Origin of the sequence: Microbacterium sp. RURRCA19A, assembly GCF_900156455.1 — a bacterium.
Lineage (GTDB): Bacteria > Actinomycetota > Actinomycetes > Actinomycetales > Microbacteriaceae > Microbacterium.
Genome location: NZ_FTNQ01000001.1, coordinates 1529619 through 1546182, shown reverse-complemented (window position 1 = coordinate 1546182; position 16564 = coordinate 1529619). Strand labels below are relative to the sequence as shown.

Sequence of the window (16564 nt, the reverse complement as noted above, 5' to 3'; positions counted from 1 at the left end):
GCAGCACCCTATCCTTTGGGATCCGAAATGTGCATCTTGGGATCCAAAGTCACGCGGCGACTTCGACCTTCTCCGAGGCGTCCCGTTCGGCCGCGAGGTCGGCCAGCACCGCCGCCTCCCGGTCGAGCTCGGGCGTGCGCCGCGGTGCGAGGAAGGCCAGGGCGACGTACGTGCCGAAGCCGACCAGCGCCGAGATGAGCGTCGCCCACCCGTCGAAGTCCGCCCCGACCAGGTCGTTCGGGACGTACAGGATGTCGTTCGGCACGCCGTACAGCGTCGGGGTGAGGGCCAGCAGCGTCATCCGGACGACGAAGCCGACCGCCATGGCGCCGAGGGCGGCGACGGCGCCCGGCCGCTTCCAGAACACCCCGATCACGAACGGCGCCGCGAGGCACGCGAGCATGAGGTCGAAGGCGAGGGTGAGCAGGATGCCGGTCTGGCTGACGCGGATCGCGAGGAAGGCGCCGGCGATCACGAACGGGATCATCGCGAGACGCGTCCAGCGCAGCAACGGGTCGGGGCCGGTTCCGGTGTGGCGGCGGACCGTGAAGATGTTGCGGACGGCGATCGCCGAGGTGGCCAGCATCGCGCCGGACGCGGTCGAGAACGACGCGGCGACGATGCCCGAGAGCACGAGGATCGCGATGATGGGCGGGGCGTAGTCGCCGAGCAGCTGGTACAGCACGGGGCCGTTCTCGACGGAGAGTCCGAGGGTCGACGACACGCTCAGCGCGACGATGGCGAAGACGGATCCGATGGCGGCGGTGAGGCCGGCGGCGATGAAGCACGAGCGCTGCGCGACCGTGGGGCTCTTCGCGCCGAAGATGCGCTGCATGAAGTCGATCGCGACGATGTCGCCGATGGCGAGCGAGATCAGCGTCGCCCAGTTGATCGGGGCCCCGGCGGCGGGGTCGGTGAGCTGCTGGAGGTCGAGGGGTCCCATGCCCTCGGGGATCACGATCCCGTACGAGAGCGCGACCCACGCGAGCAGCACGATGGCCGCCACGACGGTGATCGTGGTCTGGATCGCCGCGGTGTAGGCATCCGAGAACAGGCCGCCGGCGACCGTGTACGCGAGAACGAGGACGACCGCGAGCACCACGCCCCAGGCGTACGGGATGTTCGCGAAGCGCTCGAGGAGGAAGCCGCACGCGACGAGGTTGCCGGCCAGGAGGAACGTGAACGACACGATCATCAGGACGGATGCCAGCAGCTCCACGGGGCGTCCGTACCGCAGGCGGAAGAAGTCGCCGAGGGTGAACAGCTTCATGGCGTTCATCCGCTTGGCGAGGAAGAGTCCGGTCAGCAGGAGGCAGACGGCCAGGCCGATGGCGAGCGACGCTCCTGACCAGAAGCCGAACTGCGAGGTGAGGTCGGTGTTGCCGACCGTCGCATTGGCGTCGACGGCGGCGGCGGTGAGGCTCACGGCGACGAGCGGTACGCCGAGGCGGCGCCCGGCGACGAGGTAGTTCGCGCTGTCGCCGTCGACCTTGCGTGCGACGACGATGCCGACGACGAGGATGAGGACGACGCTCAGGGCGACTCCGAAGATGATCATGGGCGGGCTCCCGGCGATGAGGGGCGAATAGGGTTTCTGTTGCCTGACAGAAAGACTCCGCTCGCCGGCGTTCGCCGTGGTTTCGCCCGTGTAAAAGGCGCGTGAAATCGCTCGCGGCGCGTGGGGGTGGCATCCCGAGCCGCCGGGCCGGAGCCGCCGGGCCGGAGCCGCCGGGCCGGAGCCGCCGGGCCGGGATCGCCGAGAAACGCGATCTACGGCGAGAAACGTGACGACGTCCCGTTTCTGGTCGTCGATCGCGTTTATCGATGCTTGCCGGCCCGGCCCGGCCCGGCCCCGCCGCCGACCGCGGGGCGGGGCAAAGGGTTCGGGGCTCAGCCCAGCGCCGACAGCACCCCGGGCCCGAGCGCGGCCGCGCGCTCGCGGGTCGCGGCATCCAGGTCGAGCACGCGCAGCGCGGCGGCGGCGATGGTCTCGGCATCCAGGGGGGTCGTCTGCCCGTTCTTGCGCTGCAGGATCACGCTCTCCACCAGCGCCAGCACGAGGGAGGCGCCCGCGGCGGCGGTGTCGGGGGCGACGCCGCACGCGGCCACGAGAGTGCGGTAGGTCGTCTCAAGCTCGCTCCGGCGTTCGCGGAACGGCTCGAACGCCGCGTCCGACACCTCGGGCAGCAGGTACAGGCCGCCGGTGTTGTGCGGGGCTTCGGCGAGGAGCGTGACGTCCGCGACGCACAGGGCCCACAGGCGTGCGGCGGGGTCCTCGTCGCGGGCGAGCAGCTGCGCGGCAACATCGAGCGAGGGCTGCACGGTGTCGAGCAGCAGCGCGAGCAGGATGTCCTGTTTTCGCGCGAAGTGGTGGTACAGCGTGGCCTGGCGGATGCCGGCGGCCTCGGCGATCGCGTGCGTGCTGGCCGAGGCGTACCCCCGCGTGCCGAAGAGGGCGGCCGCGGCGGCGAGGACGTCGGCCCGGGTGCCGAGCCCGGTGGGCGACGACCCGGAGGCGCGGGGTCGTCCGGTTCGGGTGGCGGCCATGCGCTCCACCGTACCCGGGGGTCGTGTAACGCCGCCGAAACGCACGCCTGGTCTAATACCTGTCAAGCGACAGAAAGAGGCTGCACATGGAAGGTCGTGTCGACGCTCTCGGCAACGTGGGGCGCGCCCGGGAGGACGCTCGTGCCCGCGCGGCGCAGTCGGAATGGATGCCGTATCTCCCGCCCTCTGCGGCGCCCTTCGCGCCGGAGGGGGTCGCAGAGGGCGACCTCCGCTGGGCCGAGACGGTGGCCCCCGGCGGCTACACGCACCTGCGGGTGGCCCGCGGCACGCGGATCCGCTTCACGGATCCCAGCGGCGACGCCTGCGCCACCGTGCTCCTCTTCAACGCCGTCGAGCCCGGCGAACGGCTCAACGTCGCGGACACGCAGAAGATCCCGTGGCAGGCGTACCTCGGCGAGGGGCACCCGCTGCTCTCGGGCGACGGCCGCGTCCTTGCGACGATCGTCGCCGACAGCTCCGGCCGCCACGACGCCTTCTGCGGCACGACGAGCGACGCGGCCGCCATCGAGCGGTACGGCGACGCCGCGCCCGAGGGGCCGTCGCCGTCGGGCCACGGCCTGCTGCGGCTCGCCGCGAGCAAGCACGGCCTGACCGCGCGCGACCTGCCGCCCGCGGTGTCGTTCTTCCAGGGTGTGCGCGCGAACCCCGAGGGCGACCTCGAGTGGCTCGGCTCCGCCGGCCCGGGCGCCTCGGTCGAGCTCGTCGCGGAGCTGCCGTTGATCGTCCTGGTCGCGAACGTCCCGCACCCGCTCGACCCCCGCGAGGACTACATCGTGGGTCCGCTGCGAATCACCGCGTGGGCGTCGCAGCCCACGGGCGAGGCGGATGCCGTGTTCTCGCTCACCCCCGAGCGCGAACGCGCCTACCGCAACAGCATCACGTACGCCGCCCTGGCCGGGCTCTGAGCAGGAGACGTCATGATCACCACCGTTCCCGAACGTCCCGTCCACGCCGACGGCGTCCCCCTCGACTGGTCCGAGCCCCTCGTCCCCGGCGAGATCGTGCTCGACGAGCACGTCGCCCCGCGCGGGCCGTGGTCGGGCATCGTCCGCGCCGGCGACGTCCTGACGATCGTCGACGTGGGCGGCAACCAGTCCGCCGACTTCCTCGTCTACGCCGCCGACGACACCGACGAGCGCTACAGCGCCGCCGACACGATCGCGTGGCAGCGCAACGTCTACGTCCGCACCGGCACGGTGCTGCGCAGCAACCTCGGCCGTCCCCTGATGACGGTGGTCGGCAACGAGGTCGACCGTCAGGACACGATCGGCGGCGCGTGCAGCAAGGAGTCGAACACCCTCCGGTACGGCCACCACACGCTCTACCAGCACGGGTGCCGCGAGAACTTCCTCGCCGAGGCCGCGCGCTACGGCCTGGGGGCCCGCGACCTCGTGTCGAACCTGAACTGGTTCATGAACGTCCCGGTCGAAGAGGACGGATCGCTCGGCATCGTCGACGGCATGTCGGCGCCCGGCAAGCGCGTGGCGCTCCGCGCCGAGCGCGACGTGCTCGTGATCGTGTCGAACTGCCCGCAGATGAACAATCCGTGCAACGACTTCAGCTGCACGCCGCTGCGCATGGTGGTGACGCGCCCGTGACCGATTTCGACACGCTCCTCGTCGCCAACCGCGGCGAGATCGCCCGCCGCATCCTGCGCTCCGCCCGCGAGCGCGGGCTCCGCACGGTCGCGGTGTTCTCCGACGCCGATCGCGCCGCCCCGCACGTCCGCGAGGCCGACGAGGCGGTCCGGCTCGGTCCCGCTCCCGCCGCGGAGTCGTACCTGCGCATCGATGCGATCCTCGACGCCGCCCGCGCCACCGGTGCCGGCGCGATCCACCCCGGGTACGGGTTCCTCGCCGAGAACGCCGACGCGGCACGCGCCGTCGAGGCGGCGGGCCTCGCGTGGGTGGGTCCGACGCCCGAACAGCTCGAGGCCTTCGGTCTGAAGCATCGCGCGCGGGCGCTGGCCGAGGCGGCGGGTGTGCCGCTCCTCCCCGGCACCGGCGTGCTCGAGTCGGCCTCCGAGGCCGAGGCCGCGGCATCCGTCATCGGATACCCCGTGATGCTCAAGGCCACCGGCGGTGGCGGCGGCATCGGCATGCGGGTGTGCGTGGATGCCGCCGAGCTCCGCGCCGCGTACGACGCCGTCGTTCGTCAGGCGGCGGCGAGCTTCGGCACGCCCGGGGTGTTCCTGGAGAAGTTCGTGCGACCCGCCCGCCACGTCGAGGTGCAGCTCTTCGGCGACGGCGCCGGACGCGTCGCCGTCCTCGGCGACCGCGACTGCTCGCTGCAGCGGCGCAACCAGAAGGTCGTCGAGGAGGCTCCGGCCCCGGGGCTCCCGCCCGAGGTCCGCGCGGAACTCCACCGCACCGCGGCCGCCTTGGCCGCCGGCATCCGGTACCGCTCCGCCGGCACCGCGGAGTTCGTGTACGACCCGATCGCGGAGCGCGCGTACTTCCTCGAGGTCAACGCGCGGCTGCAAGTCGAGCACCCTGTGACCGAGGCGGTGTTCGGCGTCGACCTCGTCGGTCTCATGCTCGACCTCGCCGGCGGCGGTCCCGCCGCGCTGCCCGAGGCCCTGTTCGACGGTCCGCTCGCACCCCGCGGGCACGCCGTCGAGGCCCGCATCTACGCCGAGGACCCCGACCGCGGCAACACCCCCTCGACCGGACTCGTCACCGCCGTCCGCTGGCCCGAGGGTGACGGCATCCGTGTCGACGCGTGGGTCGAGGCGGGCAGCGAGGTCTCGCCGTTCTACGACCCGCTGCTCGGCAAGGTCATCGCCTTCGCCGACGACCGTGACGCGGCGCTCGACCGGCTCTCCGCCGCCCTCGCCGACACGCGCGTGGACGGCATCGTCACCGGCGCCGGGATGATCCGCGAGATCGTGCACGACCCGCGCGTCCGCGCCGTCACCCACGACACCGGAACCCTTGACGACGCCCGCGATCCCGACCCGCGCATCGACGTGGTGGATGCCGGCATGCTCACGACCGTGCAGGACCTCCCCGGACGCGTCGGCTACTGGAAGGTCGGCGTCCCGCCGTCCGGGCCCATGGATGCCGTGTCCTTCCGCGAGGCCAACCTCGCCGTCGGCAACCCCGAGGGAGCGGCGGGCCTGGAGATCACGCTCACCGGTCCGACCCTGCGTTTCAGCGTGGCCTCGGTGGTCGCCGTCACCGGAGCACCTGCCCCGGTGGAGCTCGACGGCGCGCCCGTCGCGCAGTGGGAGCCGGTCGAGGTCCCCGCGGGCGGCGTGCTGCGCATCGGCACCGCCGCCGGCCCCGGCATGCGCGTCTTCCTCGCCGTGCGCGGCGGCATCGACGTGCCCGAGTACCTCGGGAGCGCCTCGACCTTCACGCTCGGGGGTTTCGGCGGGCACGGCGGCCGCGCGCTCGTGACCGGCGACGTGCTGCGTCCCGGGACGGCGGCGTCCGCCGCGCCCGCGCCGACGCCCGCGGAACGCCGCCCGCACCTCGATACGACGTGGGTGCTCGCGGTGACCGAGGGTCCGCACGGCGCCCCCGAGTTCTTCACGCGCGCCGACATCGACGCCCTGTACTCCGCGGAGTACCGCGTCCAGGTCAACTCCGCCCGCACCGGCGTGCGCCTCACCGGCCCGAAGCCCACGTGGGCGCGCACCGACGGCGGCGAGGCCGGGCTGCACCCGTCGAACATCCACGACACGCCCTACGCTGTGGGTGCGCTCGACTTCACCGGGGACACCCCCGTGCTCCTCGGCCCCGACGGGCCGAGCCTCGGCGGCTTCGTGTGCCCGGTGGTCGTGGCATCCGGGGATCTGTGGAAGCTCGGACAGCTGCGGCCGGGAGATGTCGTGCGGTTCGCGCCGGTCCGGGAAGCGGATGCCGCGACCCTCGACCCGGCGGTCGCCGCCCCGGCGCTCGTGGGGACCGGCGACGGCGACGACGGCGTGATCGCGGTCCGCGACGCGGAGGTCGAGGGGGAGCGCGTCCTCCGCCCGCGGACCACGTACCGCCGCGACGGCGACGACAACGTCCTCGTCGAGTTCGGCGACCAGGTGCTCGACCTCGGCCTGCGCATGCGCGTGCACGCGCTGCAGGAACGCCTCGCGCAAGAAGCACCGAAGGGAATCCTCGACGTCACCCCCGGCATCCGGTCCCTCCAGGTGCACACGGATGCCTCGGTGCTGCGCGCGTCGCAGCTCGTCGGGCTGCTGCGCGAGCTCGATGACGACCTGCCGCCCACGTCCGAGCTCGTGGTGCCGTCGCGCGAGGTGCGCCTGCCGCTGTCGTGGGACGATCCCGCCACGCGGCTCGCGATCGAGCGGTACATGGCCGGTGTCCGCGACGACGCCCCGTGGACGCCGTGGAACATCGAGTTCATCCGCCGCATCAACGGACTCGACAGCGTCGACGACGTGTACCGCACCGTGTTCGACGCGCAGTACCTCGTGATGGGGCTCGGCGACGTGTACCTCGGCGCGCCCGTGGCGACGCCGCTGGACCCCCGCCATCGCCTCGTCACGACCAAGTACAACCCGGCGCGCACGTGGACGGCCGAGAACTCCGTCGGCATCGGCGGCGCCTACATGTGCATCTACGGCATGGAGGGCCCCGGCGGCTACCAGTTCGTCGGCCGCACCGTGCAGATCTGGAACCGCTTCCGCCGTGGCGGGCTGTTCACCGAGAACCCGTGGGCGCTGCGGTTCTTCGACCGCATCCGCTGGTACCCCGTGTCGGCCGAGGAGCTCCTCGACCTCCGGGCGGACGTGGATGCCGGGCGCGGGAGCTTCGAGACCGTCGAGGGGGAGTTCGCGCTCGCCGAGTACGAGCGCTTCCTCGCCGACGAGGCGCCGGGGATCGCGGCGTTCCGCGAACGTCAGCGCCGCGCCTTCGACGAGGAGCGCGAACGGTGGCGGGCGAGCGGCGAGTTCGACCGCGTCGACGAGGCGCCGGCCGCGGCCCCGAACGTGGGCCGCGCGCTGCCGCCGGGCACCGTCGGCGTGACCGCGCCGTTCGCCGCCGCGGTCTGGAGAGTGGATGCCGCCCAGGGGGCGTCCGTGCAGAAGGAAGAGAAGATGATCGTGCTGGAAGCCATGAAGATGGAGACCCCGATCGGGTCGCCGGTGACGGGGACCGTCGCCGAGGTGTTCGTCCGTCCGGGGGAGACCGTCGCCGCCGGTCAGCTCCTCGCCGCCGTGGCGGTGGACGCGTGAGCGCCGTCGAGCGGGTCCGCGCCGCGTACGCCCGGATGCGCGAGGTCGACCGCCCCGAGGTGTGGATCACGGTCCGCGACGAGGACGACGCGCTCGCCGAGGCGGCCGAGGTCGACCTCGGCGTCGCCGCGGGGGAGCGTCTGCCGCTGGCCGGCACGGTCGTCGCGGTCAAGGACAACATCGACGTCGAGGGGATGCCGACGACGGCCGGGAGTCGCGCCTACGCGTACCGTCCCGAGCGCGACGCGACCGCCGTCGCGCGGCTGCGTGCATCCGGGGCCGTGGTGGTCGGCAAGACCAACCTCGATCAGTTCGCCACGGGCCTCGTGGGCACCCGCAGCCCCTTCGGCGCCGTCCGCAACGCGTGGGACCCGACGCGCATCTCGGGCGGTTCCAGCTCGGGCTCGGCCGTGGCGGTGGCCCTCGGGATCGTCGACCTCGCGCTCGGCACGGACACCGCCGGGTCCGGCCGCGTGCCCGCGGCGCTCAACGGCATCGTGGGGGTCAAGCCCACGGTGGGGCTCGTCCCCGCGACCGGCGTCGTGCCCGCGTGCCGCACCCTCGACTGCGTCACCGTGTTCGCGCGGGGCCTGTCCGACGCCCGCGCGGCGGCCGAGATCATGGCCGGGCCCGACGGGATCGACCCGCTGGGACGTGACGACCGCCCGGAGCCGCCGCTGGACGCGCGTCCCCGCGTGGCCGTGCCGACCGCCGCGCACCTCGAGGGCCTCGCCGACGGGTGGGCGGAGGCCTTCGCCGCCGTCGTCGCCGCGCTCGCTGCCTCGGGTGTCGAGATCGTCGAGGTCGACATCGCGCCGCTCCTCGAGGCCGCATCGCTGCTGTACGGCGGCGCCTTCGTGGCTGAGCGCACCGCGGCCGTGGGCGACTTCATCGCCGCCCACCCCGAGCTCGTCGGCACCGACCTCGACCCCACGGTCGCCGGGATCGTGCTCGCGGGGGCCGAGGCGCGAGCCGCGGACTACTTCCGCGACCGCGAGCGTCTCGACCGCCTCGGGGCGGAGGGGCTCCGCCGGCTCGAGGGGACGGTGGCGCTCCTCACGCCCACGACCACGTGGCATCCCACCCTCGACGAGGTCGCCGCCGACCCGGTCGGGGCCAACAGTCGCATGGGCCGGTACACGAACTTCGCGAACCTGCTCGACCGCAGCGCCCTCGCCGTCCCGGCCGGGGTCGTCGGCGGCCGGGCTTTCGGCGTCATGCTCACGGGCGCCCCGTTCGCCGACCGCACGCTCGCGCAGCTCGCCGAACGCATCCAGGCGCCGTCCGTCGATCTCCTCGTCGTGGGTGCGCACCTGCGCGGACAGCCGCTGAACCACCAGCTCGTCGCCGCCGGCGGGACGTTCGTCGCCGAGGTCGAGACCGCCGCGCAGTACCGCCTGTACGCCCTCGACACGGTTCCGCCGAAGCCGGGCCTCGCCCGCGCGGCCGACGGCGGCGCCGCGATCGCGGGGGAGGTGTGGCGGCTTCCGGCCGCCGGGTTCGGACGCTTCGTCGCGGATCTGCCCGCGCCCATGGGGATCGGTTCCGCCGTCCTCGCGGACGGGTCGAGCGTCGCCGGATTCCTGTGCGAGGCCGTTGCGCTCGAGGGTGCGACCGACATCACGACGTACGGCGGATGGCGCGCGTACCGGGCGGCGACGGCATGAGCTCGTCGATCGTCGATCACGCGGACCTTCCGCCGCTGCGGCTGAGCGGGCGGCCGCGGCACCTCGTGCCGATGGTCGTGGGGTACGAGCCGATCGCGGAGGCGACGTCCGTCGACGGAGGCAGCCGGTTCCGGTTCCTCATGGAGCCGGTGACGGCCGTGGCGGTCGTGTTCGACGAGGGGTGGGTGCTCGTCGACGGCGGGTTCGACCCGGCGCGCATCCGCGACCGCGCCACGCGCACGGCATCCTTCGACTACGAGAACTACACGCCGATCGTCCCGCCCGGCGACCCGCTGGTCGACCAGATCGCCGAGGCCGGGCTCGACCTCGCCGATCTCGCGGCGGCGCTGCTCACGCACGCGCACTTCGATCACACCGGCGCCGCGCGCCTGCTCGCGCCCGACCGGCCGCTGCTGCTGCAGCGACGGGAGTGGCAGCACGTCAACGAGACGACCGACGCGCGGGGGAACTTCCTGTTCCTCGACGACCTCGATCGCGACGGGCTCACGCTCGGGCTGCTGGACGGCGATACGCCCCTGGCCGCGGGTCTCGCCGCGATCGACACGTCCGGACACACGCCCGGCCACCAGTCGTTCGTCGTGGAGCTGCCCGAGCGCACGGTCGTCCTGGCCGGAGACGCCGCGGACCTGCTCGACAACGTCGAACGCGAGGTCCGCTGCGGTTCGACGGTGGGCGCGGACGGCCCCGCCCTCGCCGACCGCGCGATCTCCCGCCTGGCATCCCTCCACCGCGCCCCGTCGTCCGAGGTCTGGCCCGCCCACGACCCCGACTTCCCGGTGTGGTCCGCGATCGTCCATTCCCGCTGACCCGCACCTCGCGCATTCCCGGTTCGGGGCGCATTCCTCCCTTCGGGGCGTGAAGTCCCCGCCCCGAAGCGAGAATCGCGCCCCGAACCCGAAGAGCCGACGCGAGTAGCGTGAACAGCGTGGACCTCAACGCCGACCTGGGAGAGACCGTCGACGGGATGCCGACCGCCGACGACGAAGCGATGTTCGCGCTCGTCAGCAGCGCCAACGTCGCGTGCGGAGGGCACGCGGGCGACGACGCCTCGATGCGGGCCTCCGTCGAGCGCGCGGCGCGCTTCGGTGTCGCGATCGGCGCCCACCCCGCGTACGAGGACCGCGCGAACTTCGGCCGCGTCCGCCGCGACCCGTCCGCGGCCGAACTGCGCGACAGCGTCGCCCGGCAGCTCGACGCCCTCGAGGCCGCCGGCGCCGACCTGCGCTACGTGAAACCCCACGGCGCGCTGTACCACGCCGTCTCCGCCGACCCGGTGCAGGCCGCCGCGGTCGTCGCCGCCATCGCCGATCACTCGGCCCGCCTCGGCCGAGCGCTGCCGGTGCTCGGTCTCCCGGGCGCGATCGTCGAGGCCGCGGCATCCGCGGGCCTGCCCTTCGTGCACGAGGCTTTCCTCGACCGCGGTTACACCGCGCGTGGCGGGCTGGTGCCCCGCGACCGGCCCGGAGCGCTGATCGACGACCCGGCCCTCGTCGCCGACCGCGCGCTGCGCCTGGTCGCCGAGGGAACCGTGGACACCGTCGACGGCACCTCGATCACGGTGGATGCCGCGTCCCTGTGCCTCCACGGCGACACCCCCGCCGCGGTCGCGATGGCCCGGGCGGTCCGCGCTGCGCTCGATGACGCGGGAATAGAGGTACGCGCGCCGTGGTGACGCTGCGGCCGATGGGGGAGCGGGCGCTGCTCGCCGAGGTCGACGACCTCGCCCGGGTCCTGGAGCTCCACGCCGCGCTCGCCGCGCGCCCGCCCGCGGGGATCGACGACCTGGTCCCCGCGGCCCGCACGGTGCTCGTGGTCTTCGACCCGGCGCGGATCGCCCCGGCCGCGGTGCGCCGATGGGTGCTCTCGGCTGCCGGGGCGGATCGGGATGCCGTCCCACCCGGTCCCCTCGTCGGGATCCCCGTCCGCTACGACGGCGCCGACCTCGACGAGACGGCCGCCCTGCTCGGCATCCGTCCCGTCGAACTCGTCGCGCGCCATGCCGCCGCCGAGTGGACCGTCGCCTTCACGGGCTTCGCGCCCGGCTTCGCGTACCTGGTGAGCGACGACTGGGCGCTCGACGTCCCCCGCCTCGCGCGCCCCCGCACGCGCGTCCCCGCCGGGGCGGTGGGCCTCGCGGGCGAGTTCGCCGGCGCGTATCCCCGGGAGACCCCGGGCGGCTGGCGGCTGATCGGTACGACCGATGCCCCTCTCTTCGTCCCGGACGCCCCCGAACCGGTGCTGCTGACCCCCGGCGCGCGGGTCCGGTTCGTGCCCGAGCCTGCTCGTATCTCCGCGGCGACGGGAGGAGATCCGGCGGGCGGAGGACCGGATGCCACGGAGGCATCCTCCCCTCCTGGATTCCCCTCTGCCGCGCACGCCCCCGAGGCCCTCCGCATCCTCGCCCCGGGCGCTTTCGCCACGGTGCAGGACCTCGGCCGCCCCGGTCGCGCGGCGCTCGGCGTCGCCCGCTCCGGCGCGCTCGACCGCGCGGCCCTGCGCGTGGCCAACCGCCTCGTCGGCAACGCCGAATCCGCGGCCGGCGTCGAGATCGCGCTCGGTGGTTTGCGCGCCGTCGCCGAGCGGGACACGTGGGTCGCCGTCACGGGCGCGCTCGCCGATCTGCAGATCGATGGACGAGCCGTGGATGCCTACACCCCCCTGCTCCTCCCCGCCGGCGCCGAGCTGTCGATCGGGGTCGCCCACGCCGGCGCCCGGTTCGTGCTCGCGGTGCGTGGCGGCGTCGCGGTGCCCGAGTCCCTCGGATCGCGCGCGACCGACGTGCTCGCGTCGCTCGGCCCGCCCGCGCTGCGCGCCGGGGACGTGCTGCACGTGGGGGAGCCGGAGGGGCCCGTCCCGCCCGTCGACGTCTTCCCCTGGTCGGTGCCCGCGGCGACGGTCGAGGTCTCGCTCGCCCCCGGTCCGCGCGCCGACTGGTTCGTGCCCGCCGCCCTGCGGACGCTGGGAGCCGCGACGTGGACCGTGTCGGGCGACGCCGATCGGGTCGGCATCCGGCTCGACGGTCCGACGCTCGCGCGCGTGCGGCACGACGAGCTGCCGAGCGAGGGCATGCGCCCCGGCGCGATCCAGGTCCCGCCGCACGGGCGCCCGGTGATCCTGCTGGCCGACGGGCCGGTCACGGGTGGGTATCCCGTGATCGCGGTGGTGACGGATGCCACCCTCGACCGCCTTGCCCAGGCGAGGCCCGGCGACCGCGTGCGATTCCGCGGCGCGTGACCTCCCGCCCCGCCCGCGCGTCGTCCCCCGCTGACTTCGGCGAAACGTACGCCACCATGGTCTCTCCGCGTACATTCGCCCCAAGTCAGCCGGTCCTCTGAGCGCTTGTCCGGACGTCTCCGCGCGGTTATACCGCAGGTACGCAAAGTCGTCAAGAATCCGACTGGACACGGCGCGTCCTCCCGCGTATGCTTGGACTTTGCGCTCCTCGATTCCCCCTGCCCTCATATGGTGGTCGGCTGAGCCTGCCCGTCCCCGCTTCATCGCGGTGTGCGACTCGCAGGTTATCGGGGCAGGAACGCACTCCACCTGACGACAAGGAATCACGAGCCCCTCGCCCGGGCTTCTGGAGGTTTTTCCCTTGGCTGCTGCGAGCAACGCATCCACCACCACCCCGAAGAGCGGACGCGGCGCATCCCGCCTCTCGTTCGCGAAGATCTCCGACAAGCTGACCGTTCCCGATCTGCTCGCGCTGCAGACCGAGTCGTTCGACTGGCTGGTCGGCAACGAGGCCTGGAAGGCGCGCGTCGCCGAAGCCCAGGCCACCGGTCGCACCGATGTGCCCGAGATCAGCGGTCTCGAGGAGATCTTCGAGGAGATCTCGCCCATCGAAGACCTGAGCGAGACCATGCAGCTCTCGTTCACGAACCCGTACCTCGAGCCCGAGAAGTACTCGATCGAGGAGTGCAAGGAGCGCGGCAAGACCTACGCCGCCCCCCTGTACGTCGAGGCCGAGTTCATGAACCACCAGACCGGTGAGATCAAGACCCAGACGGTCTTCATGGGCGACTTCCCGCTCCAGACCGACAAGGGCACGTTCATCATCAACGGCACCGAGCGTGTCGTGGTGTCGCAGCTCGTGCGTTCGCCCGGCGTCTACTTCGACAAGACGCCCGACAAGACCTCCGACAAGGACATCGTGTCCGCTCGCGTGATCCCCTCGCGCGGCGCCTGGCTCGAGTTCGAGATCGACAAGCGCGACCAGGTCGGCGTGCGCATCGACCGCAAGCGCAAGCAGTCGGTCACCGTGTTCCTCAAGGCCCTGGGCCTCACCAGCGAGGACATCCTCGCCGAGTTCGCCGGCTTCGACTCGATCGAGGAGACGCTGTCCAAGGACACGATCCTCACCAAGGAAGACGCGCTCCGCGACATCTACCGCAAGCTCCGTCCGGGCGAGCAGGTCGCCGCCGAGGCCGCGCGCGCGCTGCTGGACAACTTCTACTTCAACCCGAAGCGGTACGACCTCGCCAAGGTGGGTCGCTACAAGATCAACCAGAAGCTCGGCCTCGACAAGCCGCTGTCCGACTCGGTGCTCACCGTCGACGACATCGTCGCCACGATCAAGTACCTCGTGCGCCTGCACCGCGGCGACACCGCCTTCGACGGCATCCGTCACGGGCAGTCGGCCGAGATCCGCCTGGACGTCGACGACATCGACAACTTCGGCAACCGTCGCATCCGCGCCGTCGGCGAGCTGATCCAGAACCAGGTCCGCACCGGTCTGTCGCGCATGGAGCGCGTCGTCCGCGAGCGCATGACCACGCAGGACATCGAGGCGATCACGCCCCAGACCCTGATCAACGTGCGCCCCGTCGTCGCCGCGATCAAGGAGTTCTTCGGCACGTCGCAGCTGTCGCAGTTCATGGACCAGAACAACCCGCTCGCGGGTCTGACCCACAAGCGTCGCCTCTCGGCTCTGGGCCCCGGTGGTCTGTCCCGTGAGCGCGCCGGCGTCGAGGTCCGTGACGTCCACCCCTCGCACTACGGCCGCATGTGCCCGATCGAGACGCCGGAAGGCCCGAACATCGGTCTGATCGGTTCGCTCGCCTCGTTCGCGCGCATCAACGCGTTCGGCTTCATCGAGACCCCGTACCGTCGCGTCGTCGACGGCCGCGTGACCGACCAGATCGACTACCTCACCGCGAGTGAGGAGAGCGACCACATCGTCGCGCAGGCCGGTGTCGCCCTCAAGGCCGACGGCCACTTCGTCGAGGACCGCATCCTGGCCCGCCGCGGTCAGGGTGGCGAGGTCGACCTGTTCCCGGTCGACGAGATCGGCTACATGGACGTCTCCCCGCGCCAGATGGTGTCGGTGGCGACCTCGCTCATCCCGTTCCTCGAGCACGACGACGCCAACCGCGCCCTCATGGGTGCGAACATGCAGCGCCAGGCCGTCCCGCTCGTGCGCAGCGAGTCGCCCGTCGTGGGTACCGGTATGGAAGGCTTCGCCGCGATCGACGCCGGTGACGTCGTCACCGCCGAGAAGTCGGGTGTCGTCCTGGAGGTCTCGGCCGACGTCGTGACCATCCAGCTCGACGAGGGCGGCACACAGGACTACTTCCTCCGCAAGTTCGACCGCTCCAACCAGGGCACGTCGTACAACCAGCGCGTGGTCGTCTCGGCCGGTGAGCGCATCGAGGCCGGCGAGGTCATCGCCGACGGTCCCGCGACCGAGAACGGCGAGCTCGCCCTCGGCAAGAACCTCCTCGTGGCGTTCATGACGTGGGAGGGTCACAACTTCGAGGACGCGATCATCCTCAGCCAGGACCTCGTGAAGGACGACACGCTCTCGTCGATCCACATCGAGGAGTACGAGGTCGACGCGCGCGACACCAAGCTCGGCAAGGAGGAGATCACCCGTGACCTCCCCAACGTCAGCCCCGACCTGCTGAAGGACCTCGACGAGCGCGGCATCGTCCGCATCGGCGCCGAGGTGCGTCCCGGCGACATCCTGGTCGGCAAGGTCACGCCCAAGGGCGAGACCGAGCTGTCGGCCGAGGAGCGCCTGCTCCGCGCGATCTTCAACGAGAAGAGCCGCGAAGTCCGTGACACCTCGCTGAAGGTGCCCCACGGCGAGCAGGGCACGATCATCGCCGTCAAGGAGTTCAACGCGGAAGACGGCGACGACGAGCTCGGCTCGGGCGTCAACCGTCGCGTCGTGGTCTACATCGCCCAGAAGCGCAAGATCACCGAGGGCGACAAGCTCGCCGGACGCCACGGCAACAAGGGTGTCATCGCCAAGATCCTCCCGATCGAGGACATGCCCTTCCTCGCCGACGGCACCCCCGTCGACGTCGTGCTGAACCCGCTCGGTATCCCCGGTCGAATGAACTTCGGTCAGGTCCTGGAGCTCCACCTCGGCTGGATCGCCCAGCAGGGCTGGAAGGTCGAGGGCACGCCCGAGTGGGCCGCGCACCTGCCCGAGGTCGCCCGTGAGGCAGCCCCCGGCACCAAGGTCGCGACCCCCGTGTTCGACGGCGCCTTCGAGGACGAGATCGCGGGTCTGCTCGACTCGACGATCCCGAACCGCGACGGCGAGCGACTGATCGACTCCACCGGAAAGACCATCCTGTTCGACGGTCGTCACGGCGAGCCGTTCCCGGCGCCCATCTCGGTCGGCTACATGTACATCCTGAAGCTGCACCACCTCGTCGACGACAAGATCCACGCGCGTTCGACGGGCCCCTACTCGATGATCACCCAGCAGCCGCTCGGCGGTAAGGCCCAGTTCGGTGGCCAGCGCTTCGGTGAGATGGAGGTGTGGGCGCTCGAGGCCTACGGTGCCGCGTACGCGCTGCAGGAGCTCCTCACGATCAAGTCCGACGACATCCTCGGCCGCGTGAAGGTGTACGAGGCGATCGTCAAGGGCGAGAACATCCAGGAGCCCGGCATCCCCGAGTCCTTCAAGGTGCTCATGAAGGAGATGCAGTCGCTCTGCCTGAACGTCGAGGTCCTCTCGGCCGACGGCACGGCGGTCAACCTCCGTGACACCGACGACGACGCCTTCCGCGCCGCCGAAGAGCTCGGCATCAACATCTCCAGCCGCTTCGAGTCCTCGTCCATCGACGAGATCTGACCCGGCCAGGCAACGAACAGA

At 72.1% G+C, this 16564-nt stretch carries 10 protein-coding genes; 8 read left to right on the top strand and 2 right to left on the bottom strand.

Annotation, left to right across the window (positions count from 1 at the left end):
* Positions 1-49 precede the first annotated feature (49 nt).
* Together BW982_RS07410 and BW982_RS07405 are read right to left on the bottom strand one after the other, a co-directional pair.
* Positions 50-1558, bottom strand: coding sequence for a high affinity choline transporter 1 (locus BW982_RS07410; RefSeq protein WP_076491408.1), 1509 nt, complete (start codon positions 1556-1558; stop codon positions 50-52).
* A gap of 332 nt (positions 1559-1890) precedes the next feature.
* Complete coding sequence (locus tag BW982_RS07405; protein WP_076491406.1) at positions 1891-2547, bottom strand: TetR/AcrR family transcriptional regulator; 657 nt, start codon at positions 2545-2547, stop codon at positions 1891-1893.
* A gap of 86 nt (positions 2548-2633) precedes the next feature.
* Here BW982_RS07405 and BW982_RS07400 point away from each other — a divergent pair, with 86 nt between their 5' ends.
* The 8 genes from BW982_RS07400 to rpoB all read left to right on the top strand — a co-directional run bounded on the left by BW982_RS07400 (position 2634) and on the right by rpoB (position 16543).
* Complete coding sequence (locus BW982_RS07400) at positions 2634-3473, top strand: urea amidolyase associated protein UAAP1 (RefSeq protein WP_076491404.1); 840 nt, start codon at positions 2634-2636, stop codon at positions 3471-3473.
* Positions 3474-3485: 12 nt separating this feature from the next.
* Entirely contained in the window at positions 3486-4166 is a 681-nt protein-coding gene (locus BW982_RS07395) for an urea amidolyase associated protein UAAP2 (protein WP_076491402.1), read from the top strand.
* Complete coding sequence (gene uca / locus BW982_RS07390; protein ID WP_076491400.1) at positions 4163-7765, top strand: urea carboxylase; 3603 nt, start codon at positions 4163-4165, stop codon at positions 7763-7765. The genes BW982_RS07395 and uca overlap by 4 nt, the downstream gene beginning before the upstream one ends.
* A complete protein-coding gene (atzF, locus tag BW982_RS07385; RefSeq protein ID WP_076491398.1) occupies positions 7762-9432 on the top strand; it encodes an allophanate hydrolase in 1671 nt (556 codons plus the stop codon). The genes uca and atzF overlap by 4 nt, the downstream gene beginning before the upstream one ends.
* Positions 9402-10259: an MBL fold metallo-hydrolase gene (locus BW982_RS07380; RefSeq protein WP_076491396.1), complete on the top strand. Its 858-nt coding sequence runs from the start codon at positions 9402-9404 to the stop codon at positions 10257-10259. The genes atzF and BW982_RS07380 overlap by 31 nt, the downstream gene beginning before the upstream one ends.
* A gap of 110 nt (positions 10260-10369) precedes the next feature.
* On the top strand, positions 10370-11125 hold the full coding sequence (locus tag BW982_RS07375; RefSeq protein ID WP_076491394.1) for a 5-oxoprolinase subunit PxpA: 756 nt from the start codon (positions 10370-10372) through the stop codon (positions 11123-11125).
* On the top strand, positions 11122-12687 hold the full coding sequence (locus BW982_RS07370; RefSeq protein ID WP_076491989.1) for a 5-oxoprolinase subunit B/C family protein: 1566 nt from the start codon (positions 11122-11124) through the stop codon (positions 12685-12687). Before BW982_RS07375 ends, BW982_RS07370 begins: the two co-directional genes overlap by 4 nt.
* 361 nt (positions 12688-13048) lie before the next feature.
* The gene (rpoB, locus tag BW982_RS07365) at positions 13049-16543 is read left to right on the top strand and encodes a DNA-directed RNA polymerase subunit beta (RefSeq protein WP_076491392.1); all 3495 of its coding nucleotides are present in this window, start codon (positions 13049-13051) and stop codon (positions 16541-16543) included.
* Positions 16544-16564 lie beyond the last annotated feature (21 nt).

What these genes read in the sequence shown, in the direction of transcription:
- BW982_RS07410 (WP_076491408.1), bottom strand. Translation starts at nt 1,558, where the DNA reads ATGATCATCTTCGGAGTCGCCCTGAGCGTCGTCCTCATCCTCGTCGTC.
- BW982_RS07405 (WP_076491406.1), bottom strand. Translation starts at nt 2,547, where the DNA reads ATGGCCGCCACCCGAACCGGACGACCCCGCGCCTCCGGGTCGTCGCCC.
- BW982_RS07400 (WP_076491404.1), top strand. Translation starts at nt 2,634, where the DNA reads ATGGAAGGTCGTGTCGACGCTCTCGGCAACGTGGGGCGCGCCCGGGAG.
- BW982_RS07395 (WP_076491402.1), top strand. Translation starts at nt 3,486, where the DNA reads ATGATCACCACCGTTCCCGAACGTCCCGTCCACGCCGACGGCGTCCCC.
- BW982_RS07380 (WP_076491396.1), top strand. Translation starts at nt 9,402, where the DNA reads ATGGCGCGCGTACCGGGCGGCGACGGCATGAGCTCGTCGATCGTCGAT.